Consider the following 13,706-nt stretch of genomic DNA (forward strand, 5'->3'; position numbering starts at 1 on the left):
ATGGCCAGGCACATTATTTTTTTAAAATCTTGTTAAGAAAGTCTGCTATCTTCTTCCCGTCTGCCTTGCCGCGGAATTTGGCCATCACCATGCCCATCAATGCTCCTTGGCTTTTTCCAGGATTGGACTCCACGATTTTATTGATTTCGGCCTCAAGCTCTCCGTCAGGGATGCCGGCAAATCTTGAATAATCAGCCTTGCCGGTCTTGGCAAACTCAACCAGAATTTCTATGGCCGCCTCCTTTGGAACCTTGCCCTGGTCCAGCCTGGCCAATATTTCATCAGCATACTTGCCCGGCTCAATTGACAAGTCATATCTTCTCTTGATTTCCTTGGGAAGGGTCAGGAAAAACTCAGCGATAAAGCCCGGCTTCACATTTCTGAACCTGGCGGCATATGCGTCCAGGTCAAGATGATTATGCGCCGCAAGGCCTGCCAATTCCCTGCTAATCCCGAATTCCTTCTCATATCTTTTTGCCTTTTCATCTATCAGCTCGGGCAAATCAGCCTTGTCCATGTTGGGGACAATTGGGACGACATCTGTTTCGGGGTACATCCTGTCTGCGCCAGGCATGGGCCTTAGGAATTTGGTCGTGAAGTCAGGCTCGGCCTTTCTGACTTCTGATGCCATCTTTTCTCCTTTGGACTTTGCATGCTCGAGCCTCCTGATTTCCCAGTCAATGATTTTTGGTATGCTTTTTAGCTCCTGGAATCCCTTGATTTCCATGCGAGGCATTCCAGCAATTGACAAGTTTACATCCTGGCGGATTGTGCCAATGCCCCTTTTTACTTTTCTGGTGCTGCGCAAAATCATTCCAATCTTCTCCGCTGCTTCCATGGCATGCGTTGGATCAACAATTTCAGTGCCGGTAGCAATCTCAATCAGCGGAATCCCAAGGCGTGAAAGGTTATAGACATCATGAGTTTTGTTTCTTTCAATCAATTGCGCAGATTCTTCTTCAATGCATAATGTCTGGATGGTGACCCTGCCTTTTGATGTTTCAATAAAACCGTCCCTGGCCACCAGGGCTGTCCTCTGGAAGCCTGTTGTATTGGAGCCATCGACAACTGTTTTGCGCATCACCTGAATCTGGTCAGAAATTTTCATGTTAAGCAATTGCGAGAGCTGGATGGCAACCTGCAATGCCTCCTGATTGATGCACCTTGGCGGCTCTTCATCCAGCTCGACAAGGCAGGAACCGCCATTGTAATACTGGTAATCGAAATATTTGCCTTTTTTTTGCTCATGCTCCGCCGCTGCATCAACTCTGCCGGATTCCCCTGCAGCCGCCCTTAAGCGTCTCCTGAACATTTTGTCGGGCTTACCAGACCTTATTTCAGAGCTGCAATTGCAGAAAAGCTTGCTTGTATCGAGCTGCTGGTGGATTTCCAGGCCGCATTTAAACCCAATTTCATTATAATTCATTTTCAACACTTTTTGCATCAGTTATTTTGATTGTCTTCATTTTATTCGCTGAATTCGAGCCTGCTGCTGTTTTCGCCAACAATGTTTTTGACATAAAGCACGGGTACCTGGTCTTTTGGATAATTGCTCAGCAGCCATGCCAGCTTGATATATGCGGTTTCGGGAGTCATGTCAGTGTAATTCCCAATAATACCAAGGTCCTGCATTTTCCTTCCGGTTTGGTAGACATTCAGATTTACGCTTCCATAAATTGTCTGGGTTGTGGCAGCGACAATTGCGCCGGATTTGGACAGATTGGAAATTGCTGCGGCAATCAGGTCATTTTCTTTTGTATTTTCATCAATTTTGTTTACCGGAAAATTGCCGGCAATGCCATAACCCTCGAGGATCAAGCCATCATAGCCCTTGAAAGCCTCCAATTCTGCTGCGTACATGTTTGGATGCGCCTTGTACAGGCCAATCTTGATATTCTTCCGAAAATTTGCAATCCGCAGGGCATCCTTCATTGGCTTTCTGTAAGTTTTGTCAAGAAACTGGATTTTGTTTTCATGAAAATTAACCCTTGCATAAGGCAAAACATTGACGGCCCTGAATGCGTCCCTTCTTGAGCTGTGCATTTTCCTGTTTTTTGTGCCAGGCAGGATCAAGCACCATTCATCATCTATTCCCCCATGCATGCAGACAGCAACATCCGCAAAATCCTTCTGCTTTGAAATGAAATATGCCGCTGAGAGAAGATTCAATCCGGCATCGCTGCTGCCCCTGTCCGAGCTCCTTTGCGAGCCAACCAAAAGCACAGGTACCGGAAGATTCTGAAGCATGAAATTCAGTGCAGCTGAAGTGTAGTGCAAAGTGTCTGTGCCGTGAGTCACTATTATCCCGTCTGTGCCATCCTTGATCTCGGCCCGGATTTCCTCTGCCAGGGCATTATAGTGTGCAAAATTCATGTCTTCACTCCACATGTTGCTGATCAGTCTTGACTTGATGTTTGCAATATCGCTAAGTTCAGGGAACATCCCCAATAGTTCATCCGGCGAATACCTGGCAATAACACCCCCTGTCTGGTAATCAACTTTTGAGGCAATTGTGCCCCCTGTGTGCAGAATTGAAATTGTTGGAAGCCCATTTTCCTGTGCAACTTCCTTTGGCTTAGATGTTTCTGGAAAATATTTTTGGACCAGCTCAATTTTCGTTATTTTCTTCCTGTCAATCCCCAGATTGTAACCTGACGACAATTTTATGACCAAGAACTCGCCTGCGTTTGGCATCAGAATGCCTTCTACAGCTTCACTTGTGGTAAAAACACGGATGATGTCGCCTGGCTTTTCCATGGAACAGCAGAGCAAATCATTATTTATATAGTTTGTTCAAATTGAACGAATGATTAATGGAACGCCGCAAAGAAAAACTATTTTCTCTTATTATAATCAGTGAAAGCCTTGACAACCAAAGGTGAACAGTCAATCAGGGAAACAGGGTTCTCAATGGTGTTTGTTGACACAACTGCTGCGCCGAGCTTCCTGAGCTTTGCAAGCGCATTGCCGGCAAAAACGCCGTGCACGCAAAGGCAATAGATTTTCTTTGCCCCGGCTTGCTTAACCTGCTTTACTGTTTCCATCATTGTATGGCCCGTGCTTATGATATCATCAACGATGACAACATTCCTGCTACGCACAATCCCGGGGTCGTGGAGCTTAATCCTGACATTTTTGGAGCTATACCTTTTCTTTTTCAGGACAATTGCCTCACATCCCGCACTCCTGGCCACGCCCAAAGCCCACTGGTATGATTCAGCATCAGGGCCAACCACAACGGCATTCCTGATGTTTTTCCTTATATACTCAGAAAGAAGGTAATTTGCGGTGAGCGAATATGCCGGCATCCTGAATATTTCCCTGAGGCTTTTTATCCTGTGCAGATGAGGGTCAACAGTGATTATTTCGTCAAAGACCTTGAACAATTTGGCTATTATCCTGTTGCTCACTGCCTCGCCGGCATGAAACCGTTTGTCCTGCCGCATGTAGGCAAGATAGGGGGCCACCAGTATGATTTTCCTTGCGCCAAGGTCCTTGGCAGTGTAGCCTGCCAATAATATTTCAATGAGCTTTTCATTGGGGTTGTGCAGCGTTTGGACCAGGACAACTGTCCTGTTCCTGACCTTGTTTGAGAATTTGAGGTGGGTTTCGCCGTCTGGAAATGAGCCAACCTTCAGGTCATAGTATTTTTTATGGAGTTTTCTTGCAATTTTCTTCCCCAATCCTTGTGATGCCGAGCAGCCGACAATTATCATTTTTATCAATGGAAAATTGAATGAATGATTATATAAAAGTTATGAAAAAAATGGCAAAAAATGAAATGATAAATCTGATAAAATTATCCCATGTAAGCCGGCTTTTCTTCCTGCATTTCCCTGGCTTTTGCCGTCCTGAAGTGCTGCTCCAGCTCCTCATATGACTTCTCCACTTCCTTGTTGGCTGAAGGCCTGACTCTTTCCAGGGATTTTTGGAAATTTGAGAATGTGACAAAATTGCTCTTGAGGTCCTCGCGCAGGGCCTGGATAACAGCTTCCTTGCAAATGGCTTCTATATCAGCGCCAACATAGCCCTCTGTCTTAGACGCGAGATATGACATCAGCCTGTCATGGGGAGCTGGTTCAGGCTGCTCGGCCTTCTTTTTTTTCTTGCTGTCTTTGTCCTCGGAATCATTGCTTTCAGCAGCCCTTCCTGCTGATGCCGGAACATTGAAATTCTGGACTTCCTTTGGAAGTGTCTTGTAGTCAATGGGCATTTTGCTTGCGTGCGCCCTGAAAATTTCAAACCTTGTTGCCTCATCAGGGATGGGCGTGAGGATTATCCTGTCAAACCTGCCTGGCCTGAGCAGTGAAGTGTCGATGATATCCGGCCTGTTTGTGGCTGCAATGATTATGACGTCATTGAGCGCCTCAAGGCCATCCATCTCGGTAAGCAGCTGATTCACCACCCTCTCTGTTGCATGGCTGTCATTGCTCGCCCCCCTTCTCGGGGCAATGGAATCAATTTCATCAAAAAAGATGATAGTCGGGGCAGTTTGCCTGGCCTTTTCAAAGACTTTTCTTACTCCCCTCTCACTTTCCCCCACCCATTGGCTTAAAAGCTCCGGGCCCTTGACGCTGATAAAATTTGATTCGCTTTCAGTTGCAATGGCCTTGGCCAGCATTGTCTTGCCAGTGCCTGGCGCCCCGTAAAGCAAAACTCCTTTTGGCGGCTTGACGCCCATTCGCTTGAATGCCTCCGGAAATTTTAGCGGCCATTCAACAGCCTCGCGCAGCTGCTGCTTGACATCCTCAAGCCCACCCACATCTGACCATTTCACATTGGGGATGTCTATCAAAACTTCCCTTAATGCTGATGGCCTGACCACCCTCAATGCTTCTGTAAAATCCTTTTGTGTCAATTTCAGCCGTTCAAGGGTTTCATGAGGTATTGGGTCATCTTCCTGCAGCTTGAGATCAGGCAGTATTCTGCGGAGCACAATCATTGCTGCTTCTTTGGCCAGGGCTGCCAAATCAGCTCCCACAAATCCATGCGTCACTTCAGAAAGCCGCGTCAAGTCCACCCGTTCGCGGCCTTTTGTCATCAATGGCATGTTTCTTGTATGAATCTTGAGTATGTTCAGCCTGCCTTCCTTGCTCGGCACGCCAATGTCTATTTCCCTGTCAAAGCGGCCGCCCCTTCTCAGGGCCGGATCAAGCGCGTTAGGGATGTTTGTTGCTGCAATCACAACAACCTTGCCCCTGCTTTTCAGGCCGTCCATCAGGGCAAGCAGCTGGGCAACAACTCTTCTTTCCACTTCACCGCGTGATTCCTCCCTTTTTGAGGCAATGGCATCGATTTCATCGATAAAAATGATTGAAGGCGCATTTTTCTCTGCTTCCTCGAATTTGTTTCTCAGGTTTTCCTCGGACTGTCCATAGTACTTGCTCATTATTTCAGGGCCATTGATAAGTATGAAATGCGAGTTGGTCTCATTGGCGACTGCTTTTGCGAGAAGGGTCTTGCCTGTTCCGGGCGGGCCGTGCAACAGGACTCCTTTTGGCGCCTCGATGCCAAGCCTTTCAAAGATTTCAGGATGCTTCAGGGGAAGCTCGACCATCTCCCTGACCTTTTTTATCTCTTCTTCCAGGCCGCCTATGTCCTCGTATGTGACTTCCAGGAGCTCCTCTTCCTTCAGCTCAACTGCCTCAGGATTCAGCTCAACCTCGGTCATTTCCGTTATTATGACAGGCCCCTTGGGATTTGAGTCAGCAACTATAAACTTCAGGTCGCCAAACCCAAAGCCGGCCATGTTCTCATCCAAGACATTGAAAATATCATCGAAGAACGGGGACTGCGACATTGTGCTCCTTCGGGTCCTTGTGCCGCCGAGCGAAACGATGTCGCCCTTGATCAGCGCGCGGCCAAGCAGGCCCTGCTTGAAAAGGTTTGAGGATGCCCGGACCATTATCCCCTTTTTTGCAGGAGCAATGATTATCTTCTTGGCTTCCTTTACTCCCTGAGCCTTCTTGACTGAGACAACTTCGCCTATGCCTGTCTTGGCGTTTCGCCTTATTATGCCATCCATCCTTATGATGTTCAGGCCAATATCGCCCGGATAGGCCCTGTCAACAATTGCAACTGTTTCACGATCGCCCTTAAGCGAGACAATGTCGCCGGGCTTTACCTCGATATCATGCATATAGCTGGAATCCATCCTGATGATTCCCTTGTTTACGTCGTCCTGTATGGCTTCTGCCACCTTAAGTTTCAGTTCTTTCTCTGCCATTTTGTCCGCCTAGCTTTGCCTTGCAACATTGCTATTGAAATAATAAGCATTTCCAGCCCTTATTGCTTGGGGGATAATGTGCTATGTAATGCTCAGTTAACATTAACTTTTGGTAAAGGCACAGGGGATGGAAGGTTTATTTCCCTGCTCAGTATAATTGCCTGCACCGCACACTTGCTCAGCACGGCATTCAGCACTGTTGGCAGGAGTTCCTGCGGCACCTTCTTTTCCTTCTTCCATTCCTTAAGAATTTCCTTGCATTTCTTGTCTGTTTCAATGTAGATTACGTCCCCTTCAAGCTTTATCTCGCCGAAATCCGGGGCAAACTTAGAGGTGAATACAAAAGAGAATTTGAGCGTCTTTTGGGCTGGCTTGGAAGAGCCAGTGTCCATTTCGCTGATATCCTTTATTGAGACATTGTTTTCAATATTAAGCTTTGTACCCTTGCCTTCATTCCTTTCAACTGTCATTTTTGTGAATCCGAAACCTGCGATTGGCATATTATCACCAATTCGGGCGAAAAGATTAGGATATTTAAAGCTATCGAGAAAATATTATAAAGATGTCAGCTTCTAGCCTTTCCATGGGGCTTTTGGTTGACGTGCATGCGCACCTTGACAGCGAGAAGTTCAAGACCGACCTTGATGAGGTTATGGAAAGGGCAAGGAATGCTGGCTTGAAGCATATAGTCAGCAATGGGCTGGATGCCAAATCAAACAGGAGAGTTTTAGAGCTTGCCGGGAAATATGGTGAAATTAAGGCTGCCCTGGGCATTTACCCAATTGAAGCCCTGAAACTTAGAGATGATGAAATTGACGCTGAAATAGGGTTTATACGGCAAAACAAGGGCAAAATAATTGGGATAGGAGAGGTAGGAGTGGATTATCACTGGGACAAGACTCCTGAAGGCCATGCCCGGCAAAAGGGCATTTTCTCAAAATTTATCAGCCTGGCCAGGGAGATTGATGTTCCCCTTATTGTGCATTCCAGGGATGCGGAGGCAGACACTGTAGATATCCTGGAACATGAGGGATGCAAAAAGGTAGTGATGCACTGCTTTGGCGGGAGCATGGAGCTTGTTGAGAGGATTGAAAAAAACAGGTGGGTGCTTTCCATACCGGCAAATGTGGTTGTTTCAGGGCATTTCCAGAAGATTGTGAAAAAAGTCAGCATAACGCAGCTTTTGACCGAGACTGACGCGCCCTATCTGGGCCCTGAAAGAGGAAAAAGAAACGAGCCTGCAAATGTTTCCGGGGCTGTAAAAAAAATTGCTGAGCTTAAAGGCATGACTGAAGAGGAGACTGCAAAAAATATCTATATGAATTACCAAAAGAGTTTTGGATAAGGTTTTTATGCTTATACTCAATCTCACATATCAATTGTTTGGGCTCGTGGTCTAGTGGTATGACGTCGCCTTCACACGGCGGAGGTCACCGGTTCGAATCCGGTCGGGCCCATTAAAATAGAGAACTCAGTCGCTCTTTTTCCGCCTGTTTTTTATGTATTCCCGCCACTCTTCTTCCACTTCCTCATTGGTTCGCGGTGATGCCATCCAGCATTTTTTGATATAATTAGTATATTAATTTTTCTATGGCTGATAAGGGATGTGCCGAGCACAAAAGGCTATTTGCAGCCAGTCCGGTGCCATTAGATTTAAATAGGATGCTATATTTAAGGCTCTCAGAAAAGAGGTAAATGCCATGCTTATATTCAGGGGCCAAATAAATGCACACTCAGCAATATCTGATACAAACAGGAATAGACGGGTTCATCAGGCTTATTAGGGCCAGGAATAGGATATCCTTGGGAGAGGCAGCAAGGGAACTCGGGCTGCCGGGCAACATTGTCAACAATTGGGCATATTTCTTGGAGGAGCTGGGCATTGTACGCATAAGCTATGGCCTAAAGGACATAGTCGTGGAAGTCAATAAGCCAGGCAATACAGAGCTTTTGAAAGAAGAGGATAGGATGATCTCAAATGTCAATCAGATGAGAATCCATCATGCCAACCTGCAGGACTCGCGGGCAGAAGCCAAAAAGGAATTGGATCAGTCGCGAAAAGCAGGCATCAGGGCCAATTCCCTGGATATCTATCCAAATGTGCCGGTTGCCCAATTTAAAATTGAAAGCTTCATGGGTAAAATCAAATTTGACAAAAAGACCATGAAGCAGCTGAAAAGATATTCAGTTTTGCAGAACAAGCACCTAAAAAGCATAGACATCCAATTAAAGAAGAATGCAATGGCCCAGAAAAAACTCAGGGATTATGTCAAAAGCAGAAATAACAGGCTGGCAATGAAAAATATTTTCCTGGAAAGAAGGATGAAGCTCATTAAAAAGACAATAAATGCGCTTAACAGCAAAATCTTGAAGTCCAGTCTGAAGGATTGATAGGGTTTCTGGTGTTTATGCCAAGAAAATAATGCATATTCCAAATAAACAGATTAAACAATAATCTTAAATACCCGCAGCAATTATTTCAGCCCATGGAAGAGAATAAAAAATCAGAAGATGTCTATGACATGGCCATAATTGGCAGCGGAGTTGTTGGCTATGGCACAGCCATGTATGCTGGCAGGTTCCACATGAAAACAATAGTGATAGGCGACGCCCCTGGCGGCGTTATAACCACTACTGACGTTGTTGAAAATTACCCTGGCTTCAAAAGGCTTACCGGAATTGAGCTTGCAGAAAAGCTGAAGGAGCACGCGGCTGAGTACAAGAGCGTCACATTGCTTGATGACAGGGTTACAAATGTGAAAAAGGGCTATGATGATTTATTTGAAATCATGACATTGGGCCAGAAGCGGGTCATCAGCAAGACAGTAGTCTTCGCAACTGGCACTGAATGGAAAAAATTAGGCGTGCCTGGCGAAAAAGAATATGCAAACAAGGGAGTGCACTATTGCGCCCTGTGCGACGGCGCATTCTACAAGGGAAAGGTTGTGGCAGTGATAGGAGGCGGCGATTCCTCTGCAAAGGATGCCCTGGTCATGACCCAATGGGCTGAAGTGGTGTACATCATTTACAGGGGAGCCAAGATCAGGCCCGAGCCCGTGACATATGATAGGGTACTGGCAAACAAGAAAATAAGATTGATACATGACACCAATGTGAAGGAGATTAAAGGTGACAAATTTGTGACGCACGTTATGCTTGACAATCCTTACAACAACAGCCACGAGTTCAAGCTGGATGCAGTTTTTATTGCGATTGGGCACATACCCTTGTCAGGCCTTGCCGCGCAGCTGGGTGTAAAGGTCAATGCAAAGGGAGAAATCATGATTGACAGGGACAGCCAGACAAATATACCAGGGGTGTATGCGGCAGGAGATGTCGTGGATACAAGGTTTAAGCAGGCAATTACAGGCGTTGCCGAGGGAGTTAAGGCAGCATATTCTGCCTATGACTTCATTGAAAAAACCAAGAAATGATTTTCTAAATGCATTACAGGGTTTTTTGTTTCAGCCAGATGATTCCGGAATCTGTGAAATGAGCATCTCTTCCCCTATGTGCACGGCAAGGCTGTTTGCAAGGCTTTTGGCCTCCACAAAATTACCCTTCTTGTTTTCGCTTTTTGCCTGGGCCATCTCTGAGTCCATGTCATCATAGTGCTTCTTTGTAAAAAAAGAGTTGCCCCTGGTTTGGGCCAAAAGGGATTCTGCACGACTGATGGCTTCGTCTGTTGATTTCTCCGTTATGCCTTCCCAGCCCTTATTGACCAAATCCTTGTTCAGATTCTCGACCGGCTTAACCAATGAATCAATCAGAAAATCATTTGCCAGCCTTTCCTTTGCTGTGATTTTTTCAGGATAATAATCGGCGAGCTCAGCAATTTCAATTGCGTGGAGCTGGAGGGAAGCGATAAATCCTTCCCTGAAAAGAAATTGCTCAGTTACGGGACCAGAATCATAGATGGACATGAATGATGCTGCCTGGGATATTGCCTCAGCCTGCAGCTTAGCGGCCTTTTGCGCCTTGGAAGCCTTGCTGCCCTCAATCAGCTCACGGATTTCTGCAATCCTCTCATTCGCATTCTGAAAAAGCTTGTCCACTTTTTCCTCCTGGCTGAAAGTTGTCCAAAGGCTGATTCTTTCGGCAAATGTGTCCAGGCTGTAAAATATTGATGTTGGCAGGACGCCGGCGCTGATTTCAACGGTTTCTCCTTCCTCGGATTCTTCATGTGCAAATACCGGAATGGAAACTAAGAGAAATGCTGCAATGAATGGGAATAGTTTTTTAGCCGACATTTTGCAACCATTACAATTATTGTAAAGCAAAATCCTCGGTTATATAAATGTTATTATTTGCTGGGCTGTTAAGTTAGCGTCACTTGGACGATGGATTTAAAAGTGCTTGCAAGTCATTTTAGTCAAATGCATAGATAAAGGAATCAGATTACATACTGCGCAAGAGTTTGGAGGTATTGACCACCGAAAAAACCTGCCCCTTCCAGCGGGGCATTCTTGTAAAGCTCGCCTAATTTCACTTTTGGATAAATTAGCTTGTCAGCCAATGGACTTATTGCACCGAAAAAAGCCGCACGGCCCAGGGCATACAATGGTGTAGCAGCTGGAAAAATGTAGTTTGTGATCAATCCGGCAAGGACGCCCATGGCAATATTCTCTAATTTTGACGGCGACTTGGCATCACCAGAATCATGGTGGCCGTTTTCGTGATTTTCATTCGAGTGATTTTCTGACATAGTGACTAGAAAATTGGAACGTTATTTTTGCAACCCGCTTTTTACTGCATCGTCATATACTTTTTGTGCGCCTGAATCAGCCGGAGCCAGCAGTTTCTTTGCTTGGTCTTCTGTTGTCGCTGAAGCTGCACCATATATGAATTTGAGGGCTTCTGCAAAATCCATTGTCTTGTAGATGTGATAGTCAGCCTTGCCGTCCAATGGCTTGTCGCCGCCGTCTGTCACGAGCCTGAATTCCAGCCCATCATTTGCCTTCCTGAACATTGTCAATATCAGCGCTTCTTCCTTGCTGTCTGGACTCCTGAAGTATGCCATGGTCGCGTGATCATATGTTTTGCCGCCAAGAGTGACATTTTCTTTTTCAATTGAGTACTGCCAACCGCCGCCTTCTGATTCTGATATTTTATGCCTGCTGCCATTTTCCTGCAACTGCCTTAGAATCCTTTCAACTTCAGCTTTTGACGCTGGCTGTGCAACGCCGGAAAGCAAAGTGGCCAAAGTTAAGGCTAGAATTTTATTTCCTGAGGGGTGTGTTGCCATGAGAATAGTTAGGGAAAGGTTGTTTTTAAATCTTTGCATTCTGTTACTACTTTTAAGTTAAAATATATTCCATGACGATGCATGCCACATTGCCTGAAGGATGTAAATTATAATGACTTGAATAAGCCCTGCCCGGATAGAAATATTTATATATCAATATATCAATAGATGTTGATATGAAAGAAAAGCTGACCATCTTCAGGGCGCTTGGAGAGGAAACCAAGTTTAGGATACTGAAGGCACTTATCCATGGGGAGAAATGCGCATGTGAACTACCGGAGATAATTAAGAAAACCCAGTCAAACACATCAATGCATCTTGCAAAGCTTCAGGACTGGAGGCTGATATCCTCGAAAAGGGAGGGCAAGAAGATAATATATTCAATCAAGGACAAGAGAGTGTATGGCGCCCTCAGAATTGTCGGGATAAAAAAATGAAAATAGAGATACTCGGTCCAGGATGCTCAAAATGCAAGTTTCTGGAGGAGCAAGTCCAATTGGCCTGCAAAGAGGCAGGAGTTGAGGCAGAGATATCAAAAGTGATCGAAATTGATGAGATTGTTGCCAAAGGCGTTTTCTCAACTCCTGGGCTTATCATAGATGGAAAATTGAAAAGTTTTGGCAGGGTGCCAGCAATGCCCGAAATCAAGAATTTTCTAAAGGGAATGTAACCAGGATGGCAATATGGAAAAAAGGGAAATTATGCTAATGGCTGTGATTGCTGTTGTTTTCGGATTCTTTTATTTCCTCCCGGATAACAGTGAGTGGTTCAATTCGTCTGTGATCGCCGGGATTAATCTGTTGGGCGATTATGCAAAACAGCACATTCTAACATGCCTTGTTCCGGCCATGTTCATTGCCGGCGCAATTGCAGTATTTTTGAAAAAAGACAAGATTTTGAAATATTTGGGGAGGGATGCAAACAAATTTTTGTCTTACGGTGTTGCATCAGTCTCAGGTGCCATATTGGCAGTCTGCTCATGCACAATCCTTCCGCTATTTGCTGGCATCAGGAAAAGAGGCGCTGGTCTAGGGCCAGCGATAACATTTCTGTTCTCGGGTCCTGCTATAAATATTGCAGCTATTTTTCTGACGATTGGTGTTTTGGGCACGGGCATTGGCTTTGCCAGGATCATAGGCTCCATACTAATTTCCCTAATAGTTGGGTTGGCCATGGCATGGATTTTCAGGGAGGATGTTGAAAAGGGAGAATTCTTTTCCGGAGAGGAAGAAAAGCATAAAATTTCAAATGGAGTTATTGCTATATTTTTTGCATTGATGATTGGGTTCCTTATTGTAAATGGATTGCAAATTGGCCAATCGGCAAAATATTACATCATGGCAGCGCTGGGACTCGGCATAATTTTAATTGCTATGTTTAAATTCAATAAAGAGATGAGGCATGATTGGCTTGGTGAAACATGGAGCTTCGCAAAGCTGATTTTGCCTTTGCTTTTTATTGGCGTGTTTGTAGCTGGATTCATAATGCCGTTGCTGCCTGAGGAAGTCATAACAAATCTCGTCGGTAAAAATTCTGTTGTGGGAAACCTTATAGCTTCAATTTTTGGAGCGTTCATGTATTTCTCCACATTAACTGAAATACCTATCGTGCAGGCTTTTATGTCAAAAGGTATGGCTGATGGGCCAGCTCTTGCATTGCTTCTGTCTGGGCCGAGCCTGAGCCTGCCCAGCATGCTGGTAATAAGGAAAATCCTGGGCACTAAGAAAACGCTGGTGTATGCTCTGCTTGTAATTTTGTCCTCAACCGCTGCCGGGCTGGCATTTGGAAACTTTATTTGAAGGGTTAAAAGCCCCTGGAGGGATTTGAACCCTCGACCTCCTGCTTACGAGGCAAGCGCTCTGCGACTGAGCTACAGGGGCACAAAATAGCTTGCTTATGAGAACTAAATCAGATCGTCGTTAAAATCTTTTCCTTATCGTTGCTGAATTTCTTCTGGCAGGCTGAGCAGACAAGGTGCTTCTTGCCTTTCTTGTCCTTGATGAAAGTCCCGACAGGCTTTTTCAGGAATGTTTCCTGGATTTCGGTTTTGCAGATTGCGCATTTCATTGCACATGATAATAAAGGGCATTTTATAAGGCTTGTGCATAAAATGAAATGGGCACAGCAGAATTCGCGGTCGTTGTTCCAACGACTTTATTTTTCTCCCCGCACTAACCCGAGGGGGAGAAAAATAAACCCTCATTTAATGTAGTTAAATGAGGGCGCGAATTTGAT

General features: G+C 45.3%; 15 protein-coding genes and 2 tRNA genes. 7 read left to right on the forward strand and 10 right to left on the reverse strand.

Going from position 1 to position 13,706, the window contains the following annotated elements; translation table 11 throughout:
* Positions 1 to 13: 13 nt before the first annotated feature.
* From gatE to J4227_02235, 5 genes are all read right to left on the reverse strand, one after another.
* Positions 14 to 1,426, reverse strand: a complete 1,413-nt coding sequence (gatE, locus tag J4227_02215) for a Glu-tRNA(Gln) amidotransferase subunit GatE (GenBank protein MBS3109319.1) — start codon at positions 1,424 to 1,426, stop codon at positions 14 to 16.
* Positions 1,427 to 1,467: 41 nt separating this feature from the next.
* Positions 1,468 to 2,757, reverse strand: a complete 1,290-nt coding sequence (gene gatD / locus J4227_02220; GenBank protein MBS3109320.1) for a Glu-tRNA(Gln) amidotransferase subunit GatD — start codon at positions 2,755 to 2,757, stop codon at positions 1,468 to 1,470.
* A gap of 77 nt (positions 2,758 to 2,834) precedes the next feature.
* Positions 2,835 to 3,725, reverse strand: coding sequence for a ribose-phosphate diphosphokinase (locus tag J4227_02225; protein MBS3109321.1), 891 nt, complete (start codon positions 3,723 to 3,725; stop codon positions 2,835 to 2,837).
* A gap of 74 nt (positions 3,726 to 3,799) precedes the next feature.
* Complete coding sequence (locus tag J4227_02230; GenBank protein MBS3109322.1) at positions 3,800 to 6,226, reverse strand: CDC48 family AAA ATPase; 2,427 nt, start codon at positions 6,224 to 6,226, stop codon at positions 3,800 to 3,802.
* A gap of 92 nt (positions 6,227 to 6,318) precedes the next feature.
* Positions 6,319 to 6,726: a hypothetical protein gene (locus J4227_02235; GenBank protein MBS3109323.1), complete on the reverse strand. Its 408-nt coding sequence runs from the start codon at positions 6,724 to 6,726 to the stop codon at positions 6,319 to 6,321.
* 83 nt (positions 6,727 to 6,809) lie between these two features.
* Here J4227_02235 and J4227_02240 point away from each other — a divergent pair, with 83 nt between their 5' ends.
* The 4 genes from J4227_02240 (at position 6,810) to J4227_02255 (ending at position 9,660) form a co-directional block, all read left to right on the forward strand.
* On the forward strand, positions 6,810 to 7,571 hold the full coding sequence (locus J4227_02240; GenBank protein MBS3109324.1) for a TatD family hydrolase: 762 nt from the start codon (positions 6,810 to 6,812) through the stop codon (positions 7,569 to 7,571).
* 40 nt (positions 7,572 to 7,611) lie between these two features.
* Positions 7,612 to 7,683, forward strand: a tRNA-Val gene (locus J4227_02245).
* A 268-nt stretch (positions 7,684 to 7,951) separates the two neighbouring features.
* Complete coding sequence (locus J4227_02250; GenBank protein ID MBS3109325.1) at positions 7,952 to 8,617, forward strand: hypothetical protein; 666 nt, start codon at positions 7,952 to 7,954, stop codon at positions 8,615 to 8,617.
* 95 nt (positions 8,618 to 8,712) lie between these two features.
* On the forward strand, positions 8,713 to 9,660 hold the full coding sequence (locus tag J4227_02255; protein ID MBS3109326.1) for an FAD-dependent oxidoreductase: 948 nt from the start codon (positions 8,713 to 8,715) through the stop codon (positions 9,658 to 9,660).
* 30 nt (positions 9,661 to 9,690) lie between these two features.
* Here J4227_02255 and J4227_02260 read toward each other — a convergent pair whose 3' ends face one another.
* The 3 genes from J4227_02260 to J4227_02270 form a co-directional block, all read right to left on the reverse strand.
* A complete protein-coding gene (locus J4227_02260) occupies positions 9,691 to 10,476 on the reverse strand; it encodes a hypothetical protein (GenBank protein MBS3109327.1) in 786 nt (261 codons plus the stop codon).
* 143 nt (positions 10,477 to 10,619) lie between these two features.
* Entirely contained in the window at positions 10,620 to 10,931 is a 312-nt protein-coding gene (locus J4227_02265) for a hypothetical protein (GenBank protein ID MBS3109328.1), read from the reverse strand.
* A 21-nt stretch (positions 10,932 to 10,952) separates the two neighbouring features.
* The gene (locus tag J4227_02270) at positions 10,953 to 11,471 is read right to left on the reverse strand and encodes a hypothetical protein (GenBank protein ID MBS3109329.1); all 519 of its coding nucleotides are present in this window, start codon (positions 11,469 to 11,471) and stop codon (positions 10,953 to 10,955) included.
* A 158-nt stretch (positions 11,472 to 11,629) separates the two neighbouring features.
* Here J4227_02270 and J4227_02275 point away from each other — a divergent pair, with 158 nt between their 5' ends.
* From J4227_02275 to J4227_02285, 3 genes are read left to right on the forward strand one after another with little or no spacing between them, the layout of a single operon-like run.
* Positions 11,630 to 11,908 (forward strand): winged helix-turn-helix transcriptional regulator, encoded by a 279-nt coding sequence (locus J4227_02275; protein ID MBS3109330.1) that lies wholly within the window; start codon positions 11,630 to 11,632, stop codon positions 11,906 to 11,908.
* Positions 11,905 to 12,141, forward strand: a complete 237-nt coding sequence (locus J4227_02280) for a TM0996/MTH895 family glutaredoxin-like protein (GenBank protein ID MBS3109331.1) — start codon at positions 11,905 to 11,907, stop codon at positions 12,139 to 12,141. The genes J4227_02275 and J4227_02280 overlap by 4 nt, the downstream gene beginning before the upstream one ends.
* A 13-nt stretch (positions 12,142 to 12,154) precedes the next feature.
* Positions 12,155 to 13,270 (forward strand): permease, encoded by a 1,116-nt coding sequence (locus J4227_02285; protein MBS3109332.1) that lies wholly within the window; start codon positions 12,155 to 12,157, stop codon positions 13,268 to 13,270.
* 9 nt (positions 13,271 to 13,279) lie between these two features.
* Here J4227_02285 and J4227_02290 read toward each other — a convergent pair.
* A tRNA-Thr gene (locus J4227_02290) sits at positions 13,280 to 13,351 on the reverse strand.
* A 28-nt stretch (positions 13,352 to 13,379) separates the two neighbouring features.
* Positions 13,380 to 13,538 carry a hypothetical protein gene (locus J4227_02295; GenBank protein ID MBS3109333.1) on the reverse strand — a complete coding sequence of 53 codons (159 nt, stop codon included), beginning with the start codon at positions 13,536 to 13,538 and terminating at the stop codon, positions 13,380 to 13,382.
* Between the last annotated feature and the right edge of the window lie 168 nt (positions 13,539 to 13,706).

This window comes from Candidatus Woesearchaeota archaeon (assembly GCA_018303405.1).
In the GTDB taxonomy this organism is placed as follows: Archaea; Nanobdellota; Nanobdellia; order Woesearchaeales; family JABMPP01; genus JAGVYD01.